Source organism: Bacillus sp. I-2, assembly GCF_001974945.1.
GTDB lineage: Bacteria > Bacillota > Bacilli > Bacillales > Bacillaceae > Bacillus > Bacillus safensis.
The window spans coordinates 57,292-76,423 of record NZ_LZRW01000045.1 but is presented as its reverse complement, the minus strand read 5'-3'; the positions used below and the strand labels follow the sequence as shown (position 1 = coordinate 76,423).

General features: G+C 41.6%; 25 protein-coding genes and 2 riboswitches. Of the genes, 8 read left to right on the top strand and 17 right to left on the bottom strand.

Annotated features, from left to right (window positions below):
- Positions 1 to 186: 186 nt before the first annotated feature.
- Both BAE31_RS16780 and BAE31_RS16775 read left to right on the top strand, forming a co-directional pair.
- A complete protein-coding gene (locus BAE31_RS16780) occupies positions 187 to 1,143 on the top strand; it encodes a DUF1385 domain-containing protein (RefSeq protein ID WP_076840980.1) in 957 nt (318 codons plus the stop codon).
- 38 nt (positions 1,144 to 1,181) lie between these two features.
- Complete coding sequence (locus tag BAE31_RS16775; protein WP_034280242.1) at positions 1,182 to 1,577, top strand: SA1362 family protein; 396 nt, start codon at positions 1,182 to 1,184, stop codon at positions 1,575 to 1,577.
- On the opposite strand, the gene BAE31_RS16770 is transcribed toward BAE31_RS16775, so the two are convergent.
- The 3 genes from BAE31_RS16770 to BAE31_RS16760 all read right to left on the bottom strand — a co-directional run bounded on the left by BAE31_RS16770 (position 1,574) and on the right by BAE31_RS16760 (position 3,910).
- A complete protein-coding gene (locus tag BAE31_RS16770) occupies positions 1,574 to 2,449 on the bottom strand; it encodes a patatin-like phospholipase family protein (protein ID WP_024422960.1) in 876 nt (291 codons plus the stop codon). The two genes, BAE31_RS16775 and BAE31_RS16770, sit on opposite strands and share 4 nt — an antisense overlap.
- 104 nt (positions 2,450 to 2,553) lie before the next feature.
- The gene (gene mntR / locus BAE31_RS16765; RefSeq protein ID WP_024422961.1) at positions 2,554 to 2,988 is read right to left on the bottom strand and encodes a transcriptional regulator MntR; all 435 of its coding nucleotides are present in this window, start codon (positions 2,986 to 2,988) and stop codon (positions 2,554 to 2,556) included.
- Between the two features lie 85 nt (positions 2,989 to 3,073).
- Positions 3,074 to 3,910: a lipoate--protein ligase family protein gene (locus BAE31_RS16760; RefSeq protein WP_034280239.1), complete on the bottom strand. Its 837-nt coding sequence runs from the start codon at positions 3,908 to 3,910 to the stop codon at positions 3,074 to 3,076.
- A gap of 219 nt (positions 3,911 to 4,129) precedes the next feature.
- Here BAE31_RS16760 and BAE31_RS16755 point away from each other — a divergent pair, with 219 nt between their 5' ends.
- Entirely contained in the window at positions 4,130 to 4,510 is a 381-nt protein-coding gene (locus BAE31_RS16755; protein WP_024422963.1) for a rhodanese-like domain-containing protein, read from the top strand.
- A gap of 45 nt (positions 4,511 to 4,555) precedes the next feature.
- Here the strand turns inward: BAE31_RS16755 and gcvPB are convergent, their stop codons facing one another.
- Genes gcvPB through gcvT form a run of 3 tightly spaced genes read right to left on the bottom strand, consistent with a single transcriptional unit; the run spans position 4,556 to position 8,469 of the window.
- Positions 4,556 to 6,016 (bottom strand): aminomethyl-transferring glycine dehydrogenase subunit GcvPB, encoded by a 1,461-nt coding sequence (gene gcvPB, locus BAE31_RS16750; RefSeq protein WP_041106844.1) that lies wholly within the window; start codon positions 6,014 to 6,016, stop codon positions 4,556 to 4,558.
- The gene (gene gcvPA, locus BAE31_RS16745; protein ID WP_076840979.1) at positions 6,009 to 7,355 is read right to left on the bottom strand and encodes an aminomethyl-transferring glycine dehydrogenase subunit GcvPA; all 1,347 of its coding nucleotides are present in this window, start codon (positions 7,353 to 7,355) and stop codon (positions 6,009 to 6,011) included. Before gcvPA ends, gcvPB begins: the two co-directional genes overlap by 8 nt.
- A gap of 16 nt (positions 7,356 to 7,371) precedes the next feature.
- Positions 7,372 to 8,469, bottom strand: a complete 1,098-nt coding sequence (gene gcvT / locus BAE31_RS16740; protein ID WP_076840978.1) for a glycine cleavage system aminomethyltransferase GcvT — start codon at positions 8,467 to 8,469, stop codon at positions 7,372 to 7,374.
- Between the two features lie 103 nt (positions 8,470 to 8,572).
- Positions 8,573 to 8,667, bottom strand: a riboswitch (glycine riboswitch).
- Between the two features lie 3 nt (positions 8,668 to 8,670).
- Positions 8,671 to 8,777: riboswitch (glycine riboswitch) on the bottom strand.
- 253 nt (positions 8,778 to 9,030) lie between these two features.
- On the opposite strand from gcvT, the gene BAE31_RS16735 reads away from it, so the two are divergent.
- From BAE31_RS16735 to sinR, 4 genes are all read left to right on the top strand, one after another.
- Positions 9,031 to 10,701, top strand: a complete 1,671-nt coding sequence (locus BAE31_RS16735) for a DEAD/DEAH box helicase (RefSeq protein ID WP_041106847.1) — start codon at positions 9,031 to 9,033, stop codon at positions 10,699 to 10,701.
- A gap of 14 nt (positions 10,702 to 10,715) precedes the next feature.
- Positions 10,716 to 11,513: a YqhG family protein gene (locus BAE31_RS16730; RefSeq protein ID WP_041106849.1), complete on the top strand. Its 798-nt coding sequence runs from the start codon at positions 10,716 to 10,718 to the stop codon at positions 11,511 to 11,513.
- A 183-nt stretch (positions 11,514 to 11,696) separates the two neighbouring features.
- Complete coding sequence (locus BAE31_RS16725) at positions 11,697 to 11,861, top strand: anti-repressor SinI family protein (protein ID WP_076840977.1); 165 nt, start codon at positions 11,697 to 11,699, stop codon at positions 11,859 to 11,861.
- Between the two features lie 33 nt (positions 11,862 to 11,894).
- The gene (gene sinR / locus BAE31_RS16720) at positions 11,895 to 12,230 is read left to right on the top strand and encodes a transcriptional regulator SinR (RefSeq protein ID WP_087975811.1); all 336 of its coding nucleotides are present in this window, start codon (positions 11,895 to 11,897) and stop codon (positions 12,228 to 12,230) included.
- 67 nt (positions 12,231 to 12,297) lie between these two features.
- Here the strand turns inward: sinR and tasA are convergent, their stop codons facing one another.
- Genes tasA through tapA form a run of 3 tightly spaced genes read right to left on the bottom strand, consistent with a single transcriptional unit; the run spans position 12,298 to position 14,308 of the window.
- Positions 12,298 to 13,098, bottom strand: a complete 801-nt coding sequence (gene tasA / locus BAE31_RS16715) for a biofilm matrix protein TasA (protein WP_076840976.1) — start codon at positions 13,096 to 13,098, stop codon at positions 12,298 to 12,300.
- 57 nt (positions 13,099 to 13,155) lie between these two features.
- Positions 13,156 to 13,728, bottom strand: coding sequence for a signal peptidase I SipW (sipW, locus tag BAE31_RS16710; protein WP_041106855.1), 573 nt, complete (start codon positions 13,726 to 13,728; stop codon positions 13,156 to 13,158).
- Positions 13,729 to 13,780: 52 nt separating this feature from the next.
- The gene (tapA, locus tag BAE31_RS16705) at positions 13,781 to 14,308 is read right to left on the bottom strand and encodes an amyloid fiber anchoring/assembly protein TapA (protein WP_076840975.1); all 528 of its coding nucleotides are present in this window, start codon (positions 14,306 to 14,308) and stop codon (positions 13,781 to 13,783) included.
- Between the two features lie 300 nt (positions 14,309 to 14,608).
- Here tapA and BAE31_RS16700 point away from each other — a divergent pair, with 300 nt between their 5' ends.
- Positions 14,609 to 14,887: a DUF3889 domain-containing protein gene (locus BAE31_RS16700; RefSeq protein ID WP_249895874.1), complete on the top strand. Its 279-nt coding sequence runs from the start codon at positions 14,609 to 14,611 to the stop codon at positions 14,885 to 14,887.
- 33 nt (positions 14,888 to 14,920) lie between these two features.
- Here the strand turns inward: BAE31_RS16700 and BAE31_RS16695 are convergent, their stop codons facing one another.
- From BAE31_RS16695 to comGA, 8 genes are read right to left on the bottom strand one after another with little or no spacing between them, the layout of a single operon-like run.
- Positions 14,921 to 15,115 carry a YqzE family protein gene (locus BAE31_RS16695; RefSeq protein WP_024718846.1) on the bottom strand — a complete coding sequence of 65 codons (195 nt, stop codon included), beginning with the start codon at positions 15,113 to 15,115 and terminating at the stop codon, positions 14,921 to 14,923.
- 59 nt (positions 15,116 to 15,174) lie between these two features.
- Entirely contained in the window at positions 15,175 to 15,558 is a 384-nt protein-coding gene (locus BAE31_RS16690; protein WP_076840974.1) for a competence type IV pilus minor pilin ComGG, read from the bottom strand.
- Entirely contained in the window at positions 15,555 to 16,007 is a 453-nt protein-coding gene (gene comGF / locus BAE31_RS16685) for a competence type IV pilus minor pilin ComGF (RefSeq protein ID WP_170871312.1), read from the bottom strand. The genes BAE31_RS16690 and comGF overlap by 4 nt, the downstream gene beginning before the upstream one ends.
- A complete protein-coding gene (gene comGE / locus BAE31_RS20055) occupies positions 15,994 to 16,308 on the bottom strand; it encodes a competence type IV pilus minor pilin ComGE (protein ID WP_041106865.1) in 315 nt (104 codons plus the stop codon). Before comGE ends, comGF begins: the two co-directional genes overlap by 14 nt.
- Positions 16,292 to 16,738, bottom strand: coding sequence for a competence type IV pilus minor pilin ComGD (comGD, locus tag BAE31_RS16675; protein ID WP_041106867.1), 447 nt, complete (start codon positions 16,736 to 16,738; stop codon positions 16,292 to 16,294). The genes comGE and comGD overlap by 17 nt, the downstream gene beginning before the upstream one ends.
- Entirely contained in the window at positions 16,731 to 17,024 is a 294-nt protein-coding gene (gene comGC / locus BAE31_RS16670; RefSeq protein WP_024422977.1) for a competence type IV pilus major pilin ComGC, read from the bottom strand. The genes comGD and comGC overlap by 8 nt, the downstream gene beginning before the upstream one ends.
- Positions 17,025 to 17,040: 16 nt before the next feature.
- A complete protein-coding gene (gene comGB / locus BAE31_RS16665; RefSeq protein ID WP_034280202.1) occupies positions 17,041 to 18,081 on the bottom strand; it encodes a competence type IV pilus assembly protein ComGB in 1,041 nt (346 codons plus the stop codon).
- Positions 18,062 to 19,132, bottom strand: a complete 1,071-nt coding sequence (gene comGA / locus BAE31_RS16660) for a competence type IV pilus ATPase ComGA (protein WP_076840973.1) — start codon at positions 19,130 to 19,132, stop codon at positions 18,062 to 18,064. Before comGA ends, comGB begins: the two co-directional genes overlap by 20 nt.

The following is a 19,132-nucleotide window of genomic DNA, read 5'->3' as shown; positions in this document are numbered from 1 at the left end:
CATGAAAAAAAAGGATTTCCATGCGTGAGTGTAAAATTTTTAAAACAGGGTATACTGGCTAAAAAGAGGTAGATAGAATTCTAGTAGATAATCGACCTGTGAGCTAGTGATTTCCCCTCATTTCCTGTACAATAAAGGTATAAGGAAATGCATGTAAATTACAGGAAACAGGCAGGTTGATGAAATATGTCCAATCAAACAAAACCTCCAGCTTATGGAGGGCAGGCAGTTGTCGAAGGTGTCATGTTCGGAGGTAAGAAGAACTATGTGACAGCGATTCGGCGAAAGGACCAGTCCATTGAGTTTTTGAAGCTTCCCCGGACCTCCAATAAACGAACCGCCTTTCTCAAGAAAATCCCCTTTGTCAGGGGTGTTGCTGCACTTGTTGAAGCAAGCGCAAACGGCAGTAAGCACTTAAACTTCTCCAGTGAGCGATATGACTTAGATCCTTCTGAAGATCATACTCTTGAAAAAGAACAAAAAGGCTCGAAATTATCCATGATCTTCGGCATTGCTGTGATCGGAGTTCTCTCTCTACTCTTTAGTAAATTTGTCTTTACCCTGGTACCTGTCTTTTTAGCAGAGCTTGTGCGCCCCATCTTTTCAGGGAATTTCGCACAAATCGCAGTGGAAACATTCTTCAAATTGGTCCTTTTATTAGGCTATATTTACTTTATTTCCATGACCCCTTTAATTAAAAGAGTATTTCAATATCATGGGGCAGAACATAAAGTCATAAACTGCTATGAACAGAACCTTGACATCACAGTGGAAAATGTCCAAAAGCAATCCCGCCTGCATTATCGATGCGGCAGCAGCTTTATTTTATTCACTGTCATTGTCGGGATGTTCGTCTATTTACTCGTACCGACAGATCCTTTATGGGTGAGAGTTCTGAACCGCTTGGCACTTATTCCGGTTGTTCTGGGCATTTCATTTGAAGTGCTTCAGCTCACGAACAAACTCCGAGAAGTGCCTGTGCTTAAAGTGCTTGGCTATCCTGGCCTTTGGCTGCAATTGCTCACAACAAAAGAACCTTCTGACGATCAAGTCGAGGTAGCCATTGCAAGTTTTAATGAACTTCTTCGTTTAGAGGAAACGTCACTGAAACAAGCGTCAGATTCTGCTCATCAAGTGATCTAACTTATAAATCCGGTAAATTCCTTCGGAGGTGGACAGTTATGAATCGCCGAGTACATCCTGCTTTTACCATTATTTTCGCTTTAGGTGTTTTGGGATTTGTGTACTTACTCACAACGAACCCAGGCAGACTTTTTACCATGCTGCTGTCTGTTGTGATCGTTGGAGCGGCTCTATTTTTCCTATTTAGATGGCTGATGAATCGAAGAACTGGAACAGAGGGCAATCTTTATCGTAAAGCAGTCAAACAATCAAAACGTCGCTACCAGCAGCCTAAACCAAAAACGAAAAGCCAGATGAAAAATCGGGTCACTCATTTGCGAAGCGTGCCGACTGACCACAAGTCTAAGCCCGTCCTTCTCAAAAAGAAAAGCCAAACACATTTGACTGTGATTGAAGGCAAGAAAAACAAAAAGAAGAATCGCGCCTTATTTTAAAATGTCCAGCTTTTTAAAAATTGCTCGGCCTTCTGTCTGCCTAGATCGACGAGCGCCTTTTTCTTTTCTGTCATGAGTTGAAAATCAGTGGCAATGACGTGTTCTACAGGAATAAAAATAATATGACGTTCGTGTTTTGTGGCGATATGTCTTTCGTCATGAGCACCACGCATCGTTTCAAAAAGAGCGCCAAACAGTTCAAACGCATTGCGGATGGAGTGTTGAGGGCGTTCTTTTTCGTTTGGCGTTAATGTGACACCGACGAACGGTCTTTTTTTCTCTTCAGCAAACAGCCAAATTGGAAAATTGCTCAGCACTCCTCCATCTACAATGGTACAAATGCCTTTTGATGACTTCAGTTTGACAGGTTCGAAAAAATACGGCAAGCTGCAGCTCATTCGAATGGCCCTCGCCACGGAAAACCGCTCTGGATTTAAGCCATATGAAGGAAGGTCGTCTGGCAGCACGAGGATTTTTCCATTCGTTAAATCGGACGCAACGATTTTCAGCGAATCTTTTTTGAGGTCTCCAAACACGGTGACCCCTTTTCGTTTTAGCACATCGGTCAGCCATTTTTCCAGCCGGTCTCCTTTATAAAGACCAAGACGCCAGTAAATGGATACCCACCTGAGCATTTTAAACGGGATGAATTGACATCTCCTATCAAGCAATTGATGCTCATCCATTTCATCTAAAAGCGTGCGAATTTCCTGGCTTGTAAAACCTGCTGCGATGAGTGAAGCAATGATTGCTCCAGCACTTGTACCAGCAAGACGGACAAATTGAAATCCTCTTGCTTCAAGCGCTTCATAGGCACCTGCAAGCGCTGCCCCCTTAATGCCTCCACCTGAGAACACACCATCTATCTTCATCAAGGAGCCCCCTTTGATTTCACGCTAATAATAGTGTAGGAGCTTTTGCTTTCAATTAGAACTTTAATCAAAAAGGACACCCATGCTGAGGGTGTCCTTTTTGATTAAGATTCTTGATTTGTTTGTTCGTTTTTCTTTTGAATCGCTTTCAGCTGAACAGATCGCTCATCGTTTTCTTCAAAAAATTGAACGAGATCGCCGATGCGGTCAATGCTGTTCCAGCTGAGATGATGTTCAATGCCTTCTACATCATCATAAATTTTCTCTTCATCTACACCAATGATTCTTAAAAATTGCTCTAGCAGTTCATGTCTGTATACGAGACGTTTTCCAATTTTTTTGCCTTTCGGGGTTAAAATTAGACCACGATACTTCTCATAAATGAGGTATTCATCTTTATCTAGCTTCTGAACCATTTTTGTTACAGAGGAGGGATGGACAGCGAGTGCTTCTGCAATATCAGAGACTCTGGCATATCCTTTATCTTCTATCAGCATATAAATTTGTTCAATGTAATCTTCCATACTAGGTGTAGTCATAAAACCCCTCCATAATGCACCTTTACTTAATAATCAACCCAATTCTACACCATCGTTCATTAAAAAACAAGGCGTGTCCATCGGCTTAACGCTTGTAATTCCAATCATCTGAGGCATATTTCGTTTTTGCAAGATGATGGACAAACGCTAATTCTTCATCTGTCAGCTCATAAGGTTCAAGCTCAATATTTAATCCTTTTTCAAACCCTCTTTTAAACGCAGCACGCGCATCGTCTATTGTACATGTTCGGTCTGAGATTTCATTGATCGCAACCGCTTTGTTTTTAAAGCTTCGCTGCATCCGCTCTCTCACCCGGTCGTTTGGATAAAGGAACAAATCGAACAATTTGTCCTCATCAAGGTCAATTAAAATAGATCCATGCTGGAGAATGACACCTTTTTGTCTCGTCTGAGCACTGCCCGCTACCTTTCTGCCTTCTACAACAAGCTCGTACCAAGAAGGGGCATCAAAGCATACAGATGATCTTGGGTTCTTTAAGCTTTCCTTTTCTTTATCTGTACGAGGAATGGCAAAATACGCATCGAGTCCCAGCTCTTTAAAGCCCTCTAAAATGCCTTCTGAAATAACGCGGTACGCCTCTGTCACCGTCGCTGGCATTTCTGGATGTTCCTCTGACACAATCACGCTGTAGGTCAGCTCCTGGTCATGAAGTACTCCCCGTCCTCCGGTTGGTCTGCGGACAAATCCAAGACCATATCGCTTGACGGCTTCTAGGTTGATTTCTTTTTCAACGTTCTGAAAATACCCAACAGATAATGTCGCCGGATCCCATCCATAAAAGCGGATAACAGGCGGGATGAGCTTCTCGCTATGCCAATAAAGCAAAGCTTCGTCCATTGCCATGTTAAAGGCAGGGTCTTGGTTTCCTGAATCAATGAAACACCATTTCTCTTTTTGCATATAAAATCCCTTCTCTTTTACGTAGTCAATGTTAGATGATGGTGGTGACCACCGGTTTTCTCTCTTCATCAGTCTATCAAATAGGGACGGAATTGAAAATAATTCTTACCATTTATGATGACAAGTTTCTTATGCTTTACTATAATAGTATTTGTCTAAAACGTACCATCAGACAGGCTACTGTGCTGATGCTCAAGAAGGAGTCGAGTTGTATTGTCAATATTCAACTATATCGTCCTCTCACTTTGTGGACTTTTCGTTCTTTATTCCATCGGCAGCTACATTTATCAGCAGCGCATTATGAAAACGCTGACGGAAGAAGAATTTATTAAAGGTTACCGCAAAGCCCAGCTCATTGATGTGAGAGAGCCAAATGAGTTTGAAGGCGGACATATTTTAGGGGCAAGAAATATCCCCCTTTCCCAGCTAAAGCAGCGCAAAAATGAAATACGTCCTGACAAGCCTGTTTATCTCTATTGTCAAAATAATTTTAGAAGCGGAAAAGCAGCCCAAACTTTACGTAAAAACGGCTGCCGTGAGATTTATAATTTAAAAGGCGGCTTTAAAAAATGGGGCGGCCGCATTAAAACGAAAAACTAACAAAAAAGACTCTGGGAACATGATTCCCCCTGAGTCTTTTTTTCTTTATTTTCTTTCAAAAACGAGAACTGGATTTCGGGCGGCCTTTGTTTCGTCCATACGTTTGACGACCGTTGTATGCGGCGCTTCCTGCACCACTTCAGGATTCTCTTCTGCTTCTTTCGCAATTTGAATCATTGCTTCGATGAATGCATCAAGTGTTTCTTTTGATTCTGTTTCAGTCGGTTCAATCATGATACATTCCTCTACATTGAGCGGGAAGTAGATCGTTGGCGGATGATAGCCAAAATCAAGTAATCGTTTGGCAATATCCAGTGTCCGCACACCTAATTTTTTCTGACGTTTACCTGAAAGGACAAATTCATGCTTACAGTGACGATCAAACGGCAAATCATAATGAGCACTTAAGCGGCGCATCATATAGTTCGCATTTAACACGGCATTATCGGTTACAGCCTTTAAACCGTCTGGCCCCATCGAGCGGATGTACGCATAAGCTCTGACGTTAATGCCAAAGTTGCCATAGAATGGCTTCACGCGCCCAATTGATTCTGGACGGTCATGATCAAAGTAAAAACGGCCTTCCTTCTTCACAAGCACCGGCTTTGGCAAATAAGGAATTAATTCCTTTTTAACGCCAACAGGACCTGAGCCAGGACCTCCGCCTCCGTGCGGGCCTGTAAAGGTTTTATGAAGATTTAAGTGGACAACATCAAATCCCATATCTCCTGGTCTTGCTCTGCTTAAAACAGCGTTCAAGTTGGCTCCGTCATAATAAAGCTTACCGCCCGCTCCGTGAACGATTTCAGCCATTTCTAAAATATTTTCTTCAAAGAGGCCTAGTGTATTCGGGTTTGTAAGCATTAAAGCAGCTGTTTCTTCATTAACAACGCGGCGTAAATCTTCTAAATCAACAAGCCCGTTTTCGTCAGATGCGACGGTAATGGTTTCAAATCCAGCGACTGTCGCAGATGCCGGGTTCGTTCCATGAGCAGAATCAGGCACAATGACTTTTGTACGCTGATGATCTCCTCTTGCTTCATGGTACGCACGGATCATCATGAGTCCCGTCCACTCGCCGTGTGCTCCTGCCGCAGGCTGTAATGTCACAGCGTCCATTCCCGTAATTTCTTCAAGATGTTCACCTAGATCGTATAGTAATTCTAATGCACCTTGCACAGTGTCTGCCTCTTGTAGCGGATGAACCTGCGAGAACCCTGCAAGGCGTGCAACCTTTTCATTAATCTTTGGATTATATTTCATCGTGCAAGAGCCAAGAGGATAAAATCCGGAATCAACCCCATGATTGCGTCTTGATAATGCTGTATAATGACGCATAATATCAAGCTCAGATACTTCAGGAAGCTCAGCATCCTCATCACGGATGTACGTCTCATCAAATAAAGACGGGATCTCCTGTTCAGGTACATCTAAATCAGGCAGGCTGTACCCTATTCTTCCTTCTTTAGATAATTCAAAAATAAGCGGCTGATCTTGTTTATTCATGGCGATCCCCCAATTCCTTGATAAACGTATCAATTTCTTCTTTTGTTCTTAACTCTGTCACGGCTACAAGCATGTGCTGCTGAAGCTCTGGGTAGTCTAGCCCTAAGTCGTAGCCGCCGATGATTCCTTTTTCAAGCAATCGTTTATTGGCTTCTTTCACAGGCTCCTGTAACTTGATCACAAATTCATTGAAATGAGCTCCTTCTACATCCGCCTGCAGTCCATATTTTTCTGCCTGCGTCTTGGCATAATGGGCTTTTTGCACGTTTTGATAGGCGATGTCTTTTATGCCTGTTTTCCCTAGTGCCGTCATGGCAACAGAAGCAGCTAACGCATTTAATGCTTGGTTTGAGCAAATATTTGACGTCGCTTTATCTCTTCGAATGTGCTGTTCACGCGCTTGAAGGGTCAGAACAAATCCACGAACACCATTTTCATCTTCTGTCTGCCCGACTAAACGACCTGGCACTTTTCTCATCAACTTTTTCGTCACGGCAAAATATCCGCAGTGAGGTCCGCCAAATGCAGCCGGGATGCCGAACGGCTGCGCATCACCAACGACAATATCTGCCCCGAGTTTTCCAGGAGGCGTCAATAGTCCGAGTGCGAGGGGGTTGCTAGAGACAATGAATAGGCTTTTTCCTTTATGTGCAATGGGTTCAATGTTTTTTAACGGCTCGACTACACCAAAAAAGTTTGGATATTGCACGAGAACTGCTGCTGTATCATCGCAGACCGCCTTTTCCAATGCAGCTAGATCTGTCTGCCCTTTTTTCGCAGGCACTTCAACAACTTCAATGTTTTGTCCTTTGGCGTATGTTTTCAGCACCGCTCTTGATTCAGGGTGAACCGTTTCAGAAACAACCACTTTTTTCTTCTTTGTGTGTCCCGCAGCGAGCATTGCCGCTTCAGCCAGTGCCGTCCCGCCATCATACATCGAGGAGTTGGCAAGATCCATACCAGTCAGCTCAGCAATCATTGTTTGAAATTCAAAGATCGCTTGCAATTCACCTTGCGAAATCTCAGGTTGATAAGGTGTATACGCTGTATAAAATTCAGAGCGTGAGATGACATGATCGACAATGACAGGCTGGTAATGATCATATACACCAGCTCCAAGAAACGATGCATAGGAAACTGTATCCTTATTCTTTGCAGCTAGTCGGGATAATTCCCTGACAAGTGCTGTTTCAGATGCGGCTTCTTTGATGTTGTATGCTCCTTTGAATCTAACTTTCTCTGGGATATCTGAAAAAAGCTCATCAATCGACTGAACGCCGATGACATCCAGCATTTCTTTTTGATCTTGCTCTGTTTGCGGCAAATACCTGTGCTTCATCCTCTATTCCCCCTCGTTATTTGGCTCTTTTATAAAATGGTGTTGCGACGATTTTGGCTTTTAGACGTTTTTTGCGAACTTGTACCTCCACCTCTGCCCCAAGCTCCGCCACTGAGGTTTCGATCAAAGCAAGCCCGACATTTTTCTTTAATGTTGGGGATTGAGTGCCCGTTGTAACAATCCCAACCTGCTTTTCTCCTGAAAAGACTGGATAATCTGTACGCGGTATCCCTTTATCGATCATTTCAATGCCGACAAGCTTTCGTTTCAGTCCCTCTTCTTTTTGTTTTTTAAGTGCAGCTTTTCCGATAAAATCAGCTTCTTTATCCGTTTTGACAGCAAAACCAATGCCGCCTTCTAATGGAGAGATATCCTTTGTCAGCTCCTGGCCATAAAGCGGAAGTCTTGCTTCAAATCTCAAGGTGTCACGTGCACCGAGTCCGCATGGAATGAGTCCTTTTGGCTGCCCCGCTTCTAATAAAGCTGACCAAAGGTGAACCGCATCTTCTGACTGGCAGTAGATTTCAAAGCCGTCTTCCCCTGTGTAGCCTGTTCTGGAAACGAGCACTTCTTTATTTGCGACCTCAGCTTTTGATAAAAACGTAAATGGCTTAAGCGATGTCACCTCTTCATCTGCCACCTCTTTGATGATGTCAGCTGCAAGAGGTCCTTGAAGCGCTAGCAAGGCGGTTTGATCAGAAATATTTTTGATCAATACATCATCCTTCTCTTGGTGCTTCAATAGCCAATCCACATCTTTTTCGATATTTGATGCATTGATGACAAGTAAATAGTGATTCTTTTCTTTTTGGTAGACGAGCAGGTCATCTACCGTTCCGCCATCTTCATAACACATGGCTGTATATAGTGCCTTACCGTCTGTCAGCTTAGACACATCATTGGTTAATAACCTTTGTAAAAATGGAAAAGCATCTTGACCTTTGACGTCCACCTCACCCATGTGAGACACATCAAAAAGCCCTGCTTTTGTTCGAACAGCTTCATGTTCTTCTTTAATGGAAGAAAATTGGACAGGTAATTCCCAGCCCCCGAAGTCAATGGTTTTTGCGCCAAACGTTTCATACGCATGAAAAAGCGGTGTTCGTTTCAACATCAATCGTTTCCCCCTTTTTTCTTACAGTGCAAATGCAAGCTGAATTTTCAGAAAAAAATCACAGCAAAAAAGGACAGAGCGCTCCCTTTTATCAAAAAGAAGTCTCTGTCCTTGCACCTGAAAGTTTACAGCACAATATCATTGTGCGTTTTCCCCTTTGGTGGTTTGCTAAAACCCTTAAGCAAACACTCTCCAGAGTTGCGTCCGGTAAGAGTACTTTTGCCTGAGAGATTCACTGAATCATTCAGCTTGCTCCTTCGGCGCCTGCCAGTGCAAAATAACCGCCAAGTCTCTCCCCATACCATCATCCGCTCATATTTTTCACATTTATTGGACATACTATCAAAATGGGTGACTTATTTTCTAGATCACTTATCAACATCCTACCATTAGAAATGGATGAAGAGCAACAGAAAAATCATTAACATTTTTAAAATAACCTTTCGATATCGTTCGCTTTTATTCATATATCTAGTCTTTTAGAGACCTCTAAAAAAATGAAGCGTTTAAAAACAGAACAATTTTATCAGATCCTACTAGAAAGAAAGGCAGGCGACCACATTGAATATTCAAACGATTTTTGATCAGGAATGGGCAAATGAGTTTCAGCAGCGGCTTTCAGCAGACGGCCCCTGGGCGAACTGGGATATGTATCGTTTAGCGACGCAGGTTCAAAAAGTCACAGCCATTGATTCATTCGAGGGGCTGCAAGCTCCCGCGCACCTGCCTGCGTTCACACCTTTAAAGCACCAGCTCGAAGTAGCCAGAAGAGTCGTAGAAGAAATGAATGGGAAAGCCATTCTAGCAGATGAAGTGGGACTTGGAAAAACCGTAGAAGCAGGACTCATTATCAAAGAATACATGATTCGTGGACTTGCCAAAAAGATTCTCATTCTCGTCCCCGCCTCCCTTGTGTCTCAGTGGGTACAGGAGCTGCGGACGAAATTTTATATTGATGCTGTTGAACAAAAAAAGAGCTATGTGTGGGAGCAGTGTGACGTTGTCGTTTCCTCTATTGACACAGCCAAAAGACAGCCGCATCGAGACACGATTTTATCGATTGCCTACGATATGGTCATTATCGATGAAGCACACAAACTGAAAAACAATAAAACGAAAAACTATGAATTTGTGAGAAACCTGAATAAGAAATTCTGCCTGCTGCTGACAGCGACACCTATTCAAAACCGGATCGGAGAAATATTTAATCTTGTTTCCCTTCTGAAGCCAGGACACCTAGGAAATGAACATCAATTTAAAGATATCTTTGCCAAAAAGGACTTGCAGCTTGAAGACCATGACCGATTAAAACAGCTCGTCAATAAAGTGATGATTCGAAACCGAAGACAAGACACAGGCATCGAGTGGACAAAACGGCATGTCAAAACGATTTCCATTGATTTCTCTCCGACAGAACAAGCATTGTATGATGAAATCTGCAAGCTGAAAGAGAATCCGTCTTATACAAAGCATATGTTTTCCATTATGACCTTGGAACGAGAATGCTGTTCAAGCCGTGAAGCAGTTTATATGACGATTAAAAAAATGCAGGAAGAAGAAAAGCATATTCTCGCATCTTCTGCTATAACGCAAATCATGGAGAAAATCAATCAAGTGGAGCAAAACTCAAAGGCGCTTGAAGTCGTCAAACTCATTCAGCAGTTAAATGAGAAGGTCATTATTTTCACCGAATACCGCGCCACACAAATTTATTTACAATGGTTTCTACAGCAAAATGGCATAAGCTCTGTGCCATTTCGAGGCGGCTTTAAGCGAGGCAAAAAAGATTGGATGAAAGATTTATTCAGAGAACGGGCGCAAGTGTTAATTGCGACAGAAGCTGGCGGCGAAGGGATTAATCTTCAGTTTTGTAACCAAATCATTAACTACGACCTCCCGTGGAACCCGATGCGTTTAGAACAGAGAATTGGACGTATCCACCGACTTGGCCAAGAGCGAGATGTCCACATTTACAATATGTCAACAAACGGAACAGTTGAAGAGCATATTTTAAAGCTTTTATATGAGAAAATTCAGCTGTTTGAAAACGTCATAGGCGATTTAGATGATATTTTAACGAGGATTGATATTGAAGATGTCGAAACAAAGTTGCATCAAATCCTCTTCCAGCATGAACCGGACGGAGACATGAAAAAGAAATTAACCCAGTTTGCTTCTTATTTAACTGAAGCACAAACACCACTTTTAGAAAAAAGACAGCAAGGCTCATAAAGGAGAGTTGATCAATGGAGCAGCATGACATTCACACCTTTCTTCTCCGTTTTTTCAAGGCGAATCAATGCAGCATATTAGAAGAAAGTGCAGGACATATGACCGTACAGCTGACAATCGAAATGGATAAATTGATTATGAACCGTCCTTTTTATTGGCACTGGCTTGAAAAAACTGGCGGTGTACCTGAACCGCGGCAATTGACATTCATCACAGATCAAAAAAAAGCGGGTGATACGACCAATGGTGAATTTATCCATTTCGGCTCCCCCCGGTTATTTCAAATATTTGAGGCGGTCAAACAACAGGGCCGTTTTATCCGGCTTTATGAACGAGTCAGCCCGCTCACGAACAACCAGATCGCCCTTGAGCCATGGCTTGGTCTCAATGTAAAAATTTCTTATCTTGCAGACCGGAAGAAGGATAAGCTTTTATCATTAGGCCTTCATCTCATTCGCGGAGAAGTCATTGAACAATTTCAAGAAAAGCTGGAAGCTCGTGAGCTGTCGTCTCAAATTCCCGATTATTGCTTTACAATGAGTACAATGATTAAGCCAGAAAGCGGAATCAAACGGCTCTACAGCCTCATGGAGCGTTATGCCCATGAGGAGCCGGACGACTGGGCAGTGCGAGCCGTTCAAAAATGGAAGGAAGACTCCGAACTTTTAAACCAATTTTATGAAGGGACTTCAGACACATCTGTAGAATATGAAATAGAAAGACAAGCACTTAAAACTTTATATGAACCAAAAATCAGTCTTACGATTGAAAATGGCGGACTTTTTTACTTACAGCAAAAAAGAGGAGGTTGACTCATGGTCCCCCTCCCCTTTTATGTGACATACAATTTTCGATCAGTCTAAAGCTAAGTTTGTCTGTTTGTATTGGGCGGAAACATGACGCAAGCAAACTATGAGGTCTTACCACCTATGTCTTTCCATTTCATGCGTTAAGTGCCTGAAATACATGATTCAGTATTTTAGGAGGGTATTTGTATGGAAAAGAAAACGAACAAATTAGACAGTGAATGGATTCAATTATTACGCGAAGCTCGCAAGGCAGGACTAACAGTTGAAGAAGTCCGTCATTTCCTCAAATCATATGAAAAGTCCTCTGAGTCTCCCCCTCTGGTAAGAAGTCATTCTATCAAACCTTTCTGAATGTGCTATAATATCGAAAGGAAGGTGATGACATTGATTGGCCAGCGTATTAAACAATACCGCAATGAAAAAGGCTACTCACTATCAGAACTGGCCGAAAAGGCTGGGGTAGCGAAGTCTTATTTAAGCTCAATAGAAAGAAACTTGCAAACAAACCCCTCCATTCAATTTCTTGAAAAAATCTCCGCTGTTCTGGACGTCTCGGTTCATACACTTTTAAACGAAAAAGATGAAACCGAATACGATGGTCAATTAGATAGTGAATGGGAAAAACTAGTTCGAGATGCAATGACATCAGGGGTTTCGAAAAAGCAATTTCGTGAATTTTTAGATTATCAAATCTGGAGAAAAAAGCAAGAAGAGGAGTAAAGCGCACGTTTTAGCGCATACTCCTCCAATTGCTATGCAGACCTTGATATCAGCCTAAAGACTGGCTTTATTTTTTATCTTCGCTGTGTGCTTTTTCGTTTTCTTTCACGTAGCCTTTTTCATCCGTATGCTTTTTTGGATTGATCGTTAAACCATTCCACTGAGTCGCTTCGAAGGAAAGATCAATTTGAATCGCATCGCCTTGGTATTTATTTTGGATATAGTGACCAGCTTTATCCTTCGTCTGGTCATTGATAAATTCAATGATCATTTCCACTTTATCGTAATCAAACGGATTCTTTGGAATGCCGTCATACTCTGGAGCCACTGTTCCATCAACAGTTGCTACATTAATTTTCCCACTTTCATGTAAAAACTTCTCATCGACGGCATGACGAAGCTTTTCAAATGCGGTCTGATCCTGTTTTGACGTTAATTGATGCAAGTCAAGCAGGTTTGCATGGTCTAAAATAATATTTTTCGGATAACCATTTCCACCTTCGGCTCCAACCGTAAGAACACTCACCTGAAACTGGCTGAGAAATTCTTCAGCTGTATTTTTACCGCCATTCTTCGCGGAAGATCCATCAGTAAACTGGCTATAATCAAGACTCATCAGCACTTGGTTTATCGCTAGGGATCCCTTATTATCAAAATGAAATTCTTTCTTGATCCGATCACCAGGTTTTAAGTTCGAAAGGTTGATGGCGTCGGAGTTCTCTTTAGCAGATAAATCCAGCTCTCCTGTCGAGTAGACCGCGTTTGCCTTTTCAATATCATTAAACGCCGCCCATGTTCCCCCGCCAATTAATGCAAGACCTAAAGCCCCTGATAATACACCTAAACGAATTGATTTCTTCATTGCCATGAATAATAAACCCCCTAATTTATTGTTTTATTGAAACCTGATTAGGTTACAAACGATTTAAGCTTGTTCCTCTTTCATATGTACATCAGCCGTGTGTCTACGATGTTTCGCTGCGCCCACAAAATGAATGGTTGAATAAACGAGCAGCATGACACCTGGTATGATAAGGAGCAAAGCAGTTCCAGCAGATGTCCCTGCATACGAAAGAAGCTTTCCTGCATAGGGAATATTCACTCCCATATACTGCGCAGTTACCTGATCCGCTTTTACCAGCGTGCCGTCCTGATACATATTATTGTCACCCTTCGTCTCAAACGCTTTATTTGCACCCTTTCCCTTCACCCCAACAATTCGATGGGTCACAAAGGACTGATCCTGCTTTGTTTGAAACGTAACAATATCTCCTTTTTTGAGCGTCTCAGGTGAGGCGACCTGTTTTACGACAATCAGTGACCCAGCTGAAAATTCTGGTTCCATCGAACCTGATAATACTTGCTTCAATTGATAACCGAAGATCTGAGGTTCTCCTCCTGTTGTTCTTGATGACAACACGACAATAATAGAGGCTATCATCACCGTGAACACCATCACATAAAGAATACTCCCAGACATCTTCATCCATTTTTTCATAACCCCTTCTCCCCTTCGCCTATCATTTTTTCACTTTAAAAGACAGCTCCATTTAGGACGCCTTTTCTTGACACTTTGAGAGCACCATCGGTTTAGACCAAAAGTACGCCTGATCAGATGCGCCAAACCCTTTAGGATAATAGATTTTAAATGCATAGCTGCCATTTGTTTTTGTTTTATCTGTCGTGACAGTCGCTGTTTCTTGCGACAACAGGGACTTTATGAAGCCCTTCTCAAGAATATGACCATCTTGTAATGGCTTCTGACCATTTCCTATTTTATGTAATTCCCACTTCCATTCAGAGTACGCAATAGGCTGTCCACTATTTTTTAGTGTCATGCTCAGCTTTTGAGGTGCGCAGACTGTTCCTTCGATCATCGTTTGATCGATAAGCTCCAATTGACTTTGATCCCATTTTTTAGGCTGACAATGCTGATCTGTCTGTTCAAAATTTTCACATGTTTTCATGACAAAGCTTTTGTGCTCGACATCGTTAAAAGAAGCATTCGTTGGTGTCATAATGGAAGATGTCAAAATCAAACAAATGGCACAAAAGAGTACAAAGAGCGACTGTTTCATTCATTCCTTCAACTCCTTGAACTTTTGTTCTTTAAAAAGAACGATTATATACAGTATAAGGAAATACCTATAAAACCCAAAACGTCAAATTAGTCCATTTTGTTCTTAAACAAGAACCATTACGAGAAAATTCTCCCATTTTCTCATTTTTTCACCATATTCAATATTTTTTTGTGTGACATTTGTACTTCTTAAAACTTACATAAAAATGCAGGATTTGGTCAGGATATGAAGAAGGTGAGGTGATGTTAAGTGAAATATGGAAAAAGCATAATCATGCTCAGTTTACTGCTGAGTCCTATGATTCTAGAGGACAAACCCCTTGATGCGAGAGGTTTGACTGCCGCCGCAGATCAATGGGAAACGCGGGCAGTCAAAGAAGCAAAAAAAAGATACCCGCTAACGCAAGTATTATTTAAACAAAAAGTATGGGACCGCCACCGCGATAAGGAATCTGTGAAACAGTATCATATTACGTTAAAAGACCATACAAAGGAATTTGGGGTGTTCGTCACCATTTCCTATAACCCTTACTCAAACAAGGTGAATAAAGTGATTGTTGTGGAGGAATACAGCTAAAGTGGCATAAAAAAACCGCCTGCTGGCGGCTTTTTACTTTCGTCGATGGCGCTGGCGTTTTTTAAGCATCATGGAGAAGCCAAACGGCAGAACCCCAAATAAACGCTGTGAAAACGGCGGTTTCGTTTCCATTTTTTCTTGTTTGTGTTCCTTCCGTTCGTCACGTGGTGTATTCATATATTTAATGATTTCCTGCGTCATATATTTTACATAGTCATTTGTTTTCAAGCACATTCACCTCTTCTTCCTTCAAGTGTTACCAGGAAGAGGATGATTTTATACACTGGCTAATCAGGATTTGCCCATCTCATGATTTCACCGGTCTTCCAATCCAGCATCAGTTCACGCTCATCGGATAAACCATCTTTTGTTTTCACCTTCACCAAAACAAGGACAAGTTTTTTCTTTAAATCGCATTTCATCCGCTTCAGTGTCACACGGCCTTCTTCAGTATCAATATGGGTTTTCTGTTTCGCACAAATACGTTCTACTGTGCTGGCAGCTTCACTCACACCCACCCTAAAAAGCTGCTGTTTTTTATAAAAAGAAATCGTCAGCTCTGCACTTTTCAGTTCTTTTTGAAACCCCATCGTTACCGCCCCTAGGATCAAGAGAAAAAATAAAATTGCCGCAAGTACATGCGGATAGATAAACCCTTCCTCTCTTTTCACGATTTACGAACCACTCCTTTATATGTGAAAAAAACGGCTTCATACACTTTACCAGATCCATCTGTGACTTTAAGAATCGCTCTATGCTGACTCGTTCTCACGTGAAATTGTTTCACCTTATGCAATAAAGGAAGATGTCCAGCTTGATCCGTTCGTTTTCGAAGCATCTCTTGGTATGGCTCAATCGTTACCACTCGCCCTTGATCGGAAATATACTCTAACACTTTTCCTCCTTTCACCGATTTGACAGCAGCTGCACGACTTAATTCCTCATCTAATTGCAGGACAGTCTGTTTCCACTCCATTTGGGAAAATCGATTGATGTCTTCAAATGGACGAGCTTTCTCAGCTGCTGAAAAGATCAGCACACAGCCAAAAGAAAGAAATAGAAATAGCTGCAATTGCCACAAAGCTTGTAAAAGGGTAAAAGCTTGGTCATCGCTCCACATGCCGAAAGCATATGGTCTCTTTTTTTTGTACTTTGTATGAAACACATCCCTTCTGTTTACGCCAATTGAAAACATACGTGATCTCGCCTCTCTTCTTTTTGATGGAAGATGTTGTCCCATTTATGAACGCTTCATTCATCTGTTCATGTAAAACCTGATAAGCTTCAAGCTTGGCTCTCACTTCCTTTTTCCCCATCATGAGTTTTTCATAGGCTGGCATGAGCACTAGGGCAGCAAATAGAAAGAGATGACAAGCAAACAGCGTTTCAAACGTACTAAATCCTCTATTGTTTTTGAACATGGATTCGCCCGCTTCCTAAATAAATCGTCAGTTTATACGATTGACTGCCAAATTCGACAATGAGAGATCCACCGCTGCTTGGATGTCCCTTTGCATTAAAATAGATACCTTGCGAGAATGTAGTAGTTTTGATGCTGCCCTTTTTATGCTGATAAGAAGCCATGACTTCGTTACTCTTTTGGTCTATTACCTGATAAGATACATGAGGCGGATCGATCCCAACATGTACACGTGTTTTTTTGATAAATGCAGTATATGATGCCAATTGAAGATCTTGTTTCATGATGTTTACTTGTCTTTTGGCTTCAGCGCTCTCTATTATATTTGGGATTTTCCATCCCATGATCGACAAAACAATCGATAAAACAAGTAAAATCAACAGCTGTTCAATCAGGGTAAAACCCTTCTCATGTAAAAATAATTTATTCATGCTTCACGTTGCCGTTTTGAATGACAATCGCTTTTCCATTAGGACAAGTTAACCCCTTTTTGACATAACCTTCTTTTTCTAATTCAGCTAAAGATGGCGTCTTCCCATCATGCTCCAATTCATATGCCATCACTTGTGTGCTGACCATTGATTTAAGCCCTTCACAGCCCTTTGCCTGAATAGCTTGGTGATGACGTGTGATATTTGGTATGGTAATGAGTAAAAGAATGGATATTACGAGCATGACTATTAACATTTCTAACAGGGTAAATCCTTTATCATTCATGTCTCTGTCCTCCTTCTTACACTTGCTCCATTAGTTGATACATTGGTAAAAGAATAGATAAATACACGATGAGTATAAGAAGTGCTGTTACCCCATAAATAACTGGCTGCAGCCAAGAAATCCATTTTTCAATTTTTAGCTCTGCATTCTCTAATAGAAATTGGCTGTACGTGTACATTTCTCTCGCAAGCATTCCGCTGGCTTCACCATGCTTGATAATGGCTGCAAAATGTTTTTCGAAAAAAGGAGACACGCTTACTTGATGGGCCATGCTTTCTCCTTTTCTTAACTCTTCCATCATTTGTTCACCTATTTCTTGAAGAAAAGGCAGGTAGCTTTGCTGTTTAAAAGCTTGCAAACCTTCGTACATCGATAATCCAGCTTGAAGCAGTCCACTTAGCTGAAGAGAAAAAAGGTACGTATGCATCAGCTGCATCCCTTTATATAAAAAAGGCAGCTTACTCATCACCCTCAGTTTCTCAAGGGTCGACTTTTTCCTAAAAAAAACAGCATAATATCCAATAAGACAGATACACAGACAACTAGTGATGAGCAGAAAAGCATGAAGGAATTGAAATAGTCCAAACATCCCTTGAATCAGCCAAGACATGCGGGTATCCATCGATGAGTACAAAACAGAAAATTGAGGAATGATCATTTGCTGAACGAGTACCAGCACGACCAAAACCGTGAAGATGAGGAAAAGCGGGTAACGTAACATACGTTTAAACGTGTCTAACTGTTTGATTTTCTTCTCTAAAAAACGGGCGCTTTGTTCTAAAGCACGGGCTAGACTGCCATGCTTCTCAGAAAAACATAGTATAGCGATGACTTCCCGCTGAAAATGGAGTCTTTCCAGCACTACATAAAAAGGCTCGCCTTCGTGCAGCCACTGAATACCTAGTTTTAATTGCTGCCGCTGTTGTTTCGATAACTGGATATTCACCATCACTAATGCCTCAATCAATGTATATCCAGCCTGAATTAATTGAGCCAGTTTTGATAGGCATTCAGCTTGATCCTTTTTAGACCATACTTTAGAGGCTCGCTTCTTCATAAACCCAGCGGTGATATGTGTTTTTCGATAAATAGCCTAGTGCCACTCCTTTACGAATTAATTTTTGCAATGTTTCATATGACGAATGAGCATATTCTCCTTTTGCCTCTTTCATACACTCACCAAGCTCTTTTCCGAAAAGCAATTCAAATACATTTGTTCGTCTGAAAGGCCGATTTAATTTACAGTAAAGCTGACATGTTTCTCCGCAAAAAGGACATATGAGCTCAATTAATCGCTGGGCAGCAATCGCAACCATGGTTTGTTCGAGTTCATTCATCGTGACACCAAATTCAAGCATGCGGTAAAGGGCTCCTTTTGCATTTTTTGCATGGAGCGTACTCAATACTAAATGGCCTGTCAGTGCTGCTCTAATCGCCGTTCTCGCCGTTTCAGCATCTCTTATTTCTCCTAGCACAATCACATCTGGATCATGTCTTAAAATAGCGCGTAATCCAGCGGCATACGTGATGCCGGCTTTTTCATTCACTTGAACCTGCAGCACTTCTTCATTCCTTGTTTCGACAGGATCTTCAAGGGTAATAATATTTCGGTTAAAATTCTTTTTTGCAAACTGGATCAATGAATATAGTGTTGTCGTTTTCCCTGAATTTGTTGGCCCAGTAAATAAAATGAGTCCATGCGAGTGGTTTAAAAAGGATAATAATCTGGCTGAGGCTTTCGGAAATAATGATAGATGTTTTATTTTCGGAACATGATCCTGCGGTAAAATTCTAATCACTAAGCTCTCATCATTCACTGTCGGCAAGGTAGACATCCGAATAAATACTTGACCTTTTCTTAGCATCACAGCTAGTGAGCCATTTTGCGGCCTCCTTTTTTCCCCGATATCCATAGAAGATAAAAACTTAAAATGTGCAATAAGCCTCTCTCCGCTTTTTTTATCAATCGTTCGCTGCTGGATTAAATCTGAATCAACACGAAATGACACTGAAGCTTCCTTTTCTTTTGGCACAATATGCACATCAGAAGCCCTCATGCGGCATGCTTCTTCTAGCAGCTCTTGCCTTAAATATTCAATTCCATACAA

Excerpts from the sequence above, each read along its gene's own strand:
- BAE31_RS16780 (WP_076840980.1), top strand. The coding sequence starts at position 187 with ATGTCCAATCAAACAAAACCTCCAGCTTATGGAGGGCAGGCAGTTGTC.
- BAE31_RS16700 (WP_249895874.1), top strand. The coding sequence starts at position 14,609 with ATGATTCTAGAGGACAAACCCCTTGATGCGAGAGGTTTGACTGCCGCC.
- comGC (WP_024422977.1), bottom strand. The coding sequence starts at position 17,024 with ATGAATGATAAAGGATTTACCCTGTTAGAAATGTTAATAGTCATGCTC.
- BAE31_RS16725 (WP_076840977.1), top strand. The coding sequence starts at position 11,697 with ATGGAAAAGAAAACGAACAAATTAGACAGTGAATGGATTCAATTATTA.
- comGD (WP_041106867.1), bottom strand. The coding sequence starts at position 16,738 with ATGAATAAATTATTTTTACATGAGAAGGGTTTTACCCTGATTGAACAG.
- gcvT (WP_076840978.1), bottom strand. The coding sequence starts at position 8,469 with ATGTTGAAACGAACACCGCTTTTTCATGCGTATGAAACGTTTGGCGCA.
- BAE31_RS16775 (WP_034280242.1), top strand. The coding sequence starts at position 1,182 with ATGAATCGCCGAGTACATCCTGCTTTTACCATTATTTTCGCTTTAGGT.
- gcvPB (WP_041106844.1), bottom strand. The coding sequence starts at position 6,016 with ATGAATAAACAAGATCAGCCGCTTATTTTTGAATTATCTAAAGAAGGA.
- gcvPA (WP_076840979.1), bottom strand. The coding sequence starts at position 7,355 with ATGAAGCACAGGTATTTGCCGCAAACAGAGCAAGATCAAAAAGAAATG.
- tasA (WP_076840976.1), bottom strand. The coding sequence starts at position 13,098 with ATGGCAATGAAGAAATCAATTCGTTTAGGTGTATTATCAGGGGCTTTA.
- comGE (WP_041106865.1), bottom strand. The coding sequence starts at position 16,308 with ATGTTCAAAAACAATAGAGGATTTAGTACGTTTGAAACGCTGTTTGCT.
- BAE31_RS16730 (WP_041106849.1), top strand. The coding sequence starts at position 10,716 with ATGGAGCAGCATGACATTCACACCTTTCTTCTCCGTTTTTTCAAGGCG.
- BAE31_RS16770 (WP_024422960.1), bottom strand. The coding sequence starts at position 2,449 with ATGAAGATAGATGGTGTGTTCTCAGGTGGAGGCATTAAGGGGGCAGCG.
- mntR (WP_024422961.1), bottom strand. The coding sequence starts at position 2,988 with ATGACTACACCTAGTATGGAAGATTACATTGAACAAATTTATATGCTG.
- comGB (WP_034280202.1), bottom strand. The coding sequence starts at position 18,081 with ATGAAGAAGCGAGCCTCTAAAGTATGGTCTAAAAAGGATCAAGCTGAA.
- sipW (WP_041106855.1), bottom strand. The coding sequence starts at position 13,728 with ATGAAAAAATGGATGAAGATGTCTGGGAGTATTCTTTATGTGATGGTG.
- tapA (WP_076840975.1), bottom strand. The coding sequence starts at position 14,308 with ATGAAACAGTCGCTCTTTGTACTCTTTTGTGCCATTTGTTTGATTTTG.
- comGF (WP_170871312.1), bottom strand. The coding sequence starts at position 16,007 with ATGTGGAGCGATGACCAAGCTTTTACCCTTTTACAAGCTTTGTGGCAA.
- BAE31_RS16760 (WP_034280239.1), bottom strand. The coding sequence starts at position 3,910 with ATGCAAAAAGAGAAATGGTGTTTCATTGATTCAGGAAACCAAGACCCT.